Below are 7,342 nucleotides of genomic sequence, written 5' to 3' on the forward strand. Positions count from 1 at the left end.
ACCTCGGAGCCGGCCACCTCGGAGCCGGCCACCTCGGAGCCGGCCACCTCGGAGCCGGCCACCTCGGAGCCGGCTGCATTGGGTCCGGCTGCATTGAGCCCGGCTGCTTCAGGTTCGGTGCAGCCGTCGGTCGGCGAGCCGCTCGGCGCGTTCGCGCGGGAGGTGCGGGAGGCGCTGCGCCGGGACCAGCCGCTGCACGCCCGGGCCCTGCTCGGGCGGTGGCTGCCGGCCGCCCGGGAGCGCGGGCCGGTCGCGCACGCGGGCGCGGTGCGGTACCGGGCGATGACGGAACTGCAGTCCGGCGCGCTCGACGCCGCCGCCCGGCACGCCGAGGAGGTCCACCGGACGCTCGCCGGGCACGGCGCGACCGGCGCCGTCGACGCCGGCTGGGCCGACGTCGTGCTGGCCGCGGTGCACATCCAGCGCGACGAGCTGGACGCGGCCGCCGAGCGCCTCGACACGCTCGCCGTGCGGCTGTGGCACGGCGACCCGGCCCTCACCGGCGCCGAGTACCTCCAGCTGGCCATGATCGACCAGCAGCGCGGCGAGGTCGGCGCGGCGCTGCGGACCACCCGGCGGCTGCTGCACGACGGCCTGCCGGTGCCGCCCGAGGTGCACCGCCTGCACGTGGAGCTGCTGCTCGCGGCCGGCTACCACGCCGACGCGCAGCGGCACGCCGGGCGGTACGCCGGCAACCTCACCCGCTCGGCCGGCCGGCTCGTCCGGGTCCGCCTCCTGCTGACCCGCCCGCCGACCGCCGACGTCGTCGCCGACGGGCAGCGGCTGCTGCGCCCGGTGGCCCAGCGCCCCGACCATCCGCTGCTGCACCGGATCGAGGCGCTGCTCCTGCTGGCCCGGCTGGCCGCCCGGGCCGGGGACGCCGCGCACGCGGCCAACCTGCGGCGCCAGGCCCACGACCTGGCCGCGCCGGCCCGCATCGTCCGCCCGTTCCTGCTCGAACCGTCCCTGCAGTCCCCCGGCCCGCCACCCCCACCCGCCGCGTCCCACCGCCCGCTACCCCCACCCACCACGCACGCCCCGACCCAGCCAGCCACCGCGCAGGGCCCAACCCTGCCGCGAACCCCGCACGCCCCGACCCCACCGGCCGCCGGACAAGGCCCGACACCACCGGGCACCCCGCACGGTCCGACCCCACGGGCCGCCCCGCCCGGCCAGGCTTCGCCACCCACCCCGCACGCCCCGACCCCACCGGGCAACCCGCACGGCCCGATGCCACCTGGCGCGCGGCGCGGGCCGGCCGAGCCCGCGGCCGGAGCCGCCGCCGTCCCGCACGACGCCGCGAGTCCGGACGGCGCGGTAGCTGCGGCGGTCGACGGTGGGGACGGGATCACGCGTTCGGAGCTGCTCGTGCTGCGGCGGCTCGCCGGGCTGTTCACCGTGACCGAGATCGCGGCCGACCTGCACGTCAGCGCGAACACCGTGAAGACCCACCTCGCCCACATCTACCGTAAGCTCGGCGTCCACCGCCGCCGCGACGCGGTCGTGCGGGCGCACGAGCTGGGGCTTCTCTAGGGTCAGGGAACGCGGAAGAACAGCATCGGGTCGCGGGTGCGGTCGTGGACCGGGGCTGACAGGTGCAGCTTGTGCTTCAGACCGAGCAGCCGGTCGCGGGTGTCCGGGTCGGCGGCGCGGGAGGCGGTCAGGTGGCCGACGCCGCGGCCGCGCAGCCAGGACAGCACCACCGCGCCCTCGCTGCGGGGCCAGGGGCGGCGGCCGTGGTAGACGTCGTGGACGGCGACCGCGGCGCCCGGGCGCAGGGCCGGGAAGAGCGTCCGGGTGTACCACCGGGCGAACGACACCGTGTGCGCCGCGTCCACCAGCAGGAATCCGGGCGCGTCCGGCACCACCGCGGCGCGGACGTCACCGGCGGCGAAGTGCCAGCGGCCGGCCGACAGCTCCGCCGGCACGACGCGCGGCGCGTGGACGCCCCGATCGAACGAGTGCAGCTCGCCGGCGCCGTTGTCGCGCAGCGCCCGCAGCAGCCAGGTGGTCGACCAGCCGTGGCTCGCGCCCAGCTCGACGACGACGGCCGGACGCAGGGCGCGGACGGTCAGGTACGCGATCTCGGCCTCCAGGTCGTCCAGCCGCGGCCGCAGGTCGCGCCGGTCCCGCAGCTCGCGCTGCTCGTCGCGGGCGCGGCGCAGGTCGGCGGCGTACTCCCGGTACCACTGGACGATCTCCTCGACGAGGAACATGAGGCCTCCCGGCGGGTGGGCGCGGCAAGTGCGGAAGGGAGAAGGCGGCGGAACATCACGCCTCCCCGCGGGCAGGCGCGGAAGGCAGCGCCTGCCCGGGGGCGGGTGCGGAAGGGAGGGCCTCCCCGCGGGACAGGGTCGCCAGCGCGGTCAGCGTGGGCGTGCCGGGCACGAAGTAGCCGTCGTGGCCCTCGACGCCGTCGACCGGGAGGGACAGCGCGCCGAACGCCGGGTCGGCCGGGTGGGTGCCGTGGCCGGCGCCGAGGATCCGCAGGCCGGGCAGGCGGCGGGTCCAGTCGGTGGCCGCGGTGCCGGCCCAGACCCGCGCGGTGGTGTGCAGGTCGGCGGCCCGGTCCACGCCCATGCCGGGGCTGCCGAGCGCGACCAGGTCGGTGACCCGCCGGTCGAGGTGCGGCGCGGCCAGGCCGACGACCGTCGAGCCGTAGCTGTGGCCGACGAGCACGATCCGGTCGCCGGGCAGGCGGGCGACGAACGCGCGCAGCGCGAGCGCCCCCGCGGCGGCCCGGTCCTCGCGCACCGCGGCCAGCCGCACCCCCTCCGGCGGTTCGTAGCCGAGCCAGGCGACCACGGCGACGTCCGGCCGGTCGATCGCGGCGGCGAGCTGCCGCGCCTGCCAGGCCGGCGACCGTCGCTGGACGCCGCCGAGGCCGGTGTCGAAGTTGGCGGCGGTGGTGTCGACGCCGGGCACCAGGACGACGACCGTGCGGGCCCGCGTGAGGTCGCCGACGACCTCCAGGGCGCGCCCGTCCGGGTACCGTCCACTGTGGATCGCCAGCGGTGCCGGCACGCCGGTGACGTGGGTCGGGCCGAGGACCGCCCAGCAGAGGGCGATCGCGGGGAGAGCCAGCAGCCTGCGCATGCCCCGGACGGTAGGGACGGGGCATGGCCCGGATCGTCACCCCGCGGCGCCATCCCGGCGTAGCACCCCGGTACTACTCGACGGCGGCGACCTGCCCCGTCCGTACGCGACCCGGTGCTACTCGCCGGCGGCGACCAGACCCGTCTCGTACGCGAAGACGACCGCCTGCGCCCGGTCGCGCAGGTCGAGCTTGGTGAGCACCCGGCTGACGTGCGTCTTCACGGTCTGCTCGGCGACGACGAGGGTGTCGGCGATCTCCCCGTTGGACAGCCCGCGGGCGACGAGGCGTAATACCTCGGTCTCACGCGGCGTCAGCGCCGCCAGCCGCGCCGGCTGGTGCGGGACCGCCCGCGGCCGGGCCGCGAACTGCTCGATGAGCCGCCGGGTGACGGACGGGGCGAGCAGGCCCTCGCCGGACGCGACGACCCGCACCGCGTTCACCAGCTCGGCCGCGGGAGCGTCCTTGAGCAGGAAGCCGGACGCGCCGGCCCGTAACGCCTCGAACACGTAGTCGTCGAGGTCGAACGTGGTGAGGATGAGCACCCGCGGCCGGTGCAGGCCGGGCGCGACGTCGAGCAGCTGCCGGGTGGCCTGGAGGCCGTCGAGGACCGGCATGCGGATGTCCATGAGCACCACGTCGGGCGAGCGCTCGCGGGCCATCGCCACGCCCTGGGCGCCGTCGGCCGCGTCGCCGACCACGGTCAGGTCGGGCTGGGCGGCCAGCAGCGCGGCGAAGCCCTGCCGGACCATCGCCTGGTCGTCGACGATCATCACCTTGATCACTCAGCACCGTCCCCGTCGTCGTCGAGCGGCAGGATCGCCTCGACCAGGTACCCGTCGGCGACCGGGCCGGCCGTGAGCGTCCCGCCGGCCGCGGCCGCCCGCTCGCGCATGCCGAGCAGCCCGTGCCCCGCGCCCCCGCCGTCTTCTGCGACGCCGGGCCCGTTGTGGACCCGCACCCGCAGCGCGCCGCGGTCGCGGGTGAGCGCGATGCGCACCGGCGCGCCGGCGGCGTGGCGGCGGGCGTTGGACAGCGCCTCCTGGACGATCCGGTAGGCGGCCAGGCCGACCGCGGGCGGTACCCGCGCGCCGGGTAACGGCGCGAAGGCGACCTCGACGCCGGCCTCGCGGGCGTCGCGGACGAGGCCGGCGAGGTCGTCGAGGACGGGCTGCGGCTCGGTCGGCGCGGGCTGGTCGGCGCCGCGCAGCACGCCGAGGAGCCGGCGCATCTCGGCGAGCGCCTCCCGGGAGGTGCCGGCGATCGCGGCCAACTCCTCGGCGACGGCGGGCGGGACACCCTCGATGCGGTAGACGGCAGTCTCGGCCCGCACCGCGATGAGCGACATGTGGTGGGCCACGACGTCGTGCATCTCGCGGGCGATCCGGTTGCGCTCCTCGGCGACGGCCCGCCGGGCCTGGGCCAGCTCGGTGCGCTCCTCCTCCTCGGCGAGGGCCCGCTGCACCTCGCGGCGGCGGCGGATCTGGTCGCCGATGACCATGACGGCGACGACGCCGAGGACCAGCCCGGCGACGTTCTCCGGGTCGGTGAAGGCGAGCACCAGCACCAGGGCCGAGGCGAAGACCCAGACCAGCACGCCGCGGCGGTGCCGGATCGAGACCACGGCCAGGATCAGCGGGAACAGCAGGACCTGCAGCGGCTGCCACGGCCACGGCGTGCCGTCGCTGAGGTCGAGGGTCAGGCCGGTCCAGAGGGAGACGACCCACGCGAACCGCCACGCGAGCAGCGGCCGGGTCGGCAGCAGCGCGATCGGGGCCGCGGTGAGGATCGACACGAGCGTCCGGTAGAACCCGCTGCCGCCGCCGTTGCCGTGCAGGTACTCATACGAGAGGAGGCCGCTGAGCACGGCCGCGACGGCGGCGACGAGCGGCAGCGACCGGCCGAGCCGGGTGCGCGGGTGCACTGCGGGGTCCGGGCCGACCAGGAAGGCCCGCAGGTCCCGCAATGTCCTACGCACACGGCCACCGTAACCGACGCGCGGTGTCACGCCGGTGTCAGGACATCCGGGGCACCACCTCGTCGGTGGCCGCGCGCCACACCCAGTTGCGGCGGCGGTACAGGCGGCGCAGCCCGGCCCGGCGGAGGTTCTCCAGCGACGGGTTGACGGTGCCGGGCACCGGCTCCACCACCTGTGCGGCGACGACCCGGCAGCCGAGGTGCCGCGCCGCGGCGATGCGGGTGCGGATGAGCGCGGTCTGGATGCCGCGGTTACGGTACCGTAGATCGACCGCCGTCGAGTTCAGCACGCCGACGCCGGCGTGGACGAAGAGGCTGCCCCCGCCCGCGATCCGCCCCTCGACGCGGGCCGCGAACGGCCGGAACGCGGGATGCCCGACGACCGCGGCGAGCATCGGCCCGTAGATGCCGGGGCTCATGCCGAACGCGCCGGCCACGACCGCGCCCCACTCCTCGGCGTCGCCGGGCGCCACCGGCCCGACCTCGACCTCGGCCGCCGCCGGCGGCGGGGCCGTCGTCGCCGCCTCGATCGGGCAGGCCAGCTGCAGCCAGGTGTCGGCGGCGGTGATCCCGAACTCGGCGCACAGCCCGGGCCAGCCGGCCGGCAGCGCGGCCGGGGCCGGTTGCAGCACCGCCATGGTGGCGCCGTGCCGCCGGTAGAAGCCGGCCAGGGCGGTGAGCAGGTCCGGGCCGGTGGGGCCGGGGAAGCCGAGGGCCTTGTTCCAGTACCGCGCGGGGTCGTCGCGCATCGCCAGGGCGACCCCGCCGCCGATCCGCTCCGCGGCCATGCCCCGGGCCGCGCGCATCCCGGCCGGGGCGTTCACCACGAGCTGGTACATGAACTCGGCCTCGGCCGTCTCCGCTTCCACGGCGCTCGTCCTATCCCGGTGGCGGCGGTTCATGCCGGGTGCGAGAGTTGCCGGCGTGAGCGTGGCCTTCGCCGACCTGCCGGAACCGCGCCCGCTGACCCCGGCGGAGCGCGCAGTGCTCGCCGCGCTGGTCGGGTTCGCGGCGCGCGAGGAGCTGACCGCCCAGCTGGCGTCGGCCCGGGTGACGGCGGAGTGTGACTGCGGCTGCGCGTCGGTGCGGCTGGCCACGACCGGTCCGGCACTGCCGCGCGCGGCGGTCAAGGCGATGAGCGAGTACCGGCGCGACGACCACGTCGCCGTCGCCGCCACCGCCGGCCGGGTCGACGCGGTGCTGCACGTGGTAGGCGGGCGGCTGCACGAGCTGGAGCTGTTCGCGGGTGAGGGCGTGAAGGTGGTACCGCCCCCGCCGGCCAGGCTCACCGACTTCCACACGGCCTAACGCAGGAGCAGGGCGGTCACCCCCGGGAACGAGGCGCGGGTGGCGGCCGTCATCCGGTCGCGCACGTCGTTCTGCTCGACGGCGGTCCAGCCGACCGGGTCGGTGCGCTGGAGGCTGACCCGGACGGCCCAGACCAGGTTGTGGTCGAGCACGCCGAGCACGAAGGTCATCTCGGACCGCATCTGCTGCGACGCGTTGCGCATCGTGTAGAGCACGGCCTCGTCGCCGAGGCCGGAGAGCTGGACCGGCTGGTCGTTGACGCTCGCGGCGCCGGCGACGACCTGGTGGACCATCCGGGCGCTCTCGGCCCCCTCCCGCACGGTGACGCTGACGACGATGTTCGCCCGGACCTTGCCGCGGTCGTGCACCCGGTCGGCGAGGCAGGAGGCGTCGATGCCCTGCTGCGACGGGGTGAAGCGGGGCTCGTCCGGCCGGTCCTGGGTCTCGAACAGCGCCTGGAACGCGCTGAGGTCGAGGTGGTCGCACAGGTTGTCGACGGTGCGGGTGCCGTCGTAGTGCGACAGCGCGACCGGCACGTCGATCGGCTCGTCATAGAGCTTGTGGTAGGCGGTGATCCCGGCGACCGTGAGCACGGCGAGCCCGGCGACCACCGCGCCGATCCGCACCGCCGTCCGCCGCCGCCCGCCGCCCGCTCGCGCCCGCCGCCGACCACCCACGGCGCTGTCGCTCCGCCCGCCTCGACCGACATTCCGGAAATATCCGGCTTGAGAGGGAGGGGTGGACTCGCCGGCCGCGGGCGAGCCGGGTGGCACGGACACCGGCGACGCGGCGTAGGGCGGCGCCGACATCGGCAGCGATCTCCCACCGCCCGGCCCAGCCGGCGCACCGGAGACCGCGCCGGGGAGCGGGCCGACGTCCGAGACCGGGCGCGGCACGCCGGCGGCCGTCCCTCGGCGTACTTGTCGGACAGCCAGTTGCCCATCGCCAGCAGCACGGCCGGCG

8 protein-coding genes are annotated in these 7,342 nt (G+C 76.7%); 2 read left to right on the top strand and 6 right to left on the bottom strand.

Features of this window, described 5'->3' with window-relative positions; all coding sequences use genetic code 11:
• On the top strand, positions 1-1,533 hold a 1,533-nt coding region (locus tag ABZS66_RS58895; protein WP_354773296.1), incomplete at its 5' end, for a LuxR C-terminal-related transcriptional regulator.
• A gap of 2 nt (positions 1,534-1,535) precedes the next feature.
• On the opposite strand, the gene ABZS66_RS58900 is transcribed toward ABZS66_RS58895, so the two are convergent.
• From ABZS66_RS58900 to ABZS66_RS58920, 5 genes are all read right to left on the bottom strand, one after another.
• Positions 1,536-2,216 (bottom strand): class I SAM-dependent methyltransferase, encoded by a 681-nt coding sequence (locus tag ABZS66_RS58900; protein WP_354773298.1) that lies wholly within the window; start codon positions 2,214-2,216, stop codon positions 1,536-1,538.
• Positions 2,217-2,271: 55 nt separating this feature from the next.
• Entirely contained in the window at positions 2,272-3,096 is an 825-nt protein-coding gene (locus ABZS66_RS58905) for an alpha/beta fold hydrolase (RefSeq protein ID WP_354773300.1), read from the bottom strand.
• A gap of 117 nt (positions 3,097-3,213) precedes the next feature.
• Positions 3,214-3,879, bottom strand: coding sequence for a response regulator transcription factor (locus ABZS66_RS58910; protein WP_354773302.1), 666 nt, complete (start codon positions 3,877-3,879; stop codon positions 3,214-3,216).
• Positions 3,876-5,072: a histidine kinase gene (locus ABZS66_RS58915; protein WP_354773304.1), complete on the bottom strand. Its 1,197-nt coding sequence runs from the start codon at positions 5,070-5,072 to the stop codon at positions 3,876-3,878. The genes ABZS66_RS58910 and ABZS66_RS58915 overlap by 4 nt, the downstream gene beginning before the upstream one ends.
• Positions 5,073-5,109: 37 nt before the next feature.
• Positions 5,110-5,940, bottom strand: coding sequence for a GNAT family N-acetyltransferase (locus ABZS66_RS58920; protein ID WP_354773306.1), 831 nt, complete (start codon positions 5,938-5,940; stop codon positions 5,110-5,112).
• Positions 5,941-5,995: 55 nt separating this feature from the next.
• Here ABZS66_RS58920 and ABZS66_RS58925 point away from each other — a divergent pair, with 55 nt between their 5' ends.
• On the top strand, positions 5,996-6,379 hold the full coding sequence (locus ABZS66_RS58925; RefSeq protein ID WP_354773308.1) for a hypothetical protein: 384 nt from the start codon (positions 5,996-5,998) through the stop codon (positions 6,377-6,379).
• On the opposite strand, the gene ABZS66_RS58930 is transcribed toward ABZS66_RS58925, so the two are convergent.
• Positions 6,376-7,056, bottom strand: coding sequence for a hypothetical protein (locus ABZS66_RS58930; RefSeq protein ID WP_354773310.1), 681 nt, complete (start codon positions 7,054-7,056; stop codon positions 6,376-6,378). The two genes, ABZS66_RS58925 and ABZS66_RS58930, sit on opposite strands and share 4 nt — an antisense overlap.
• Positions 7,057-7,342 lie beyond the last annotated feature (286 nt).

The organism is Dactylosporangium sp. NPDC005572 (assembly GCF_040605515.1).
GTDB lineage: Bacteria > Actinomycetota > Actinomycetes > Mycobacteriales > Micromonosporaceae > Dactylosporangium.

Bases quoted from the DNA above. Each gene is read 5' to 3' on its own strand.
- ABZS66_RS58905 (WP_354773300.1), bottom strand. From the start codon at position 3,096: ATGCGCAGGCTGCTGGCTCTCCCCGCGATCGCCCTCTGCTGGGCGGTC.
- ABZS66_RS58900 (WP_354773298.1), bottom strand. From the start codon at position 2,216: ATGTTCCTCGTCGAGGAGATCGTCCAGTGGTACCGGGAGTACGCCGCC.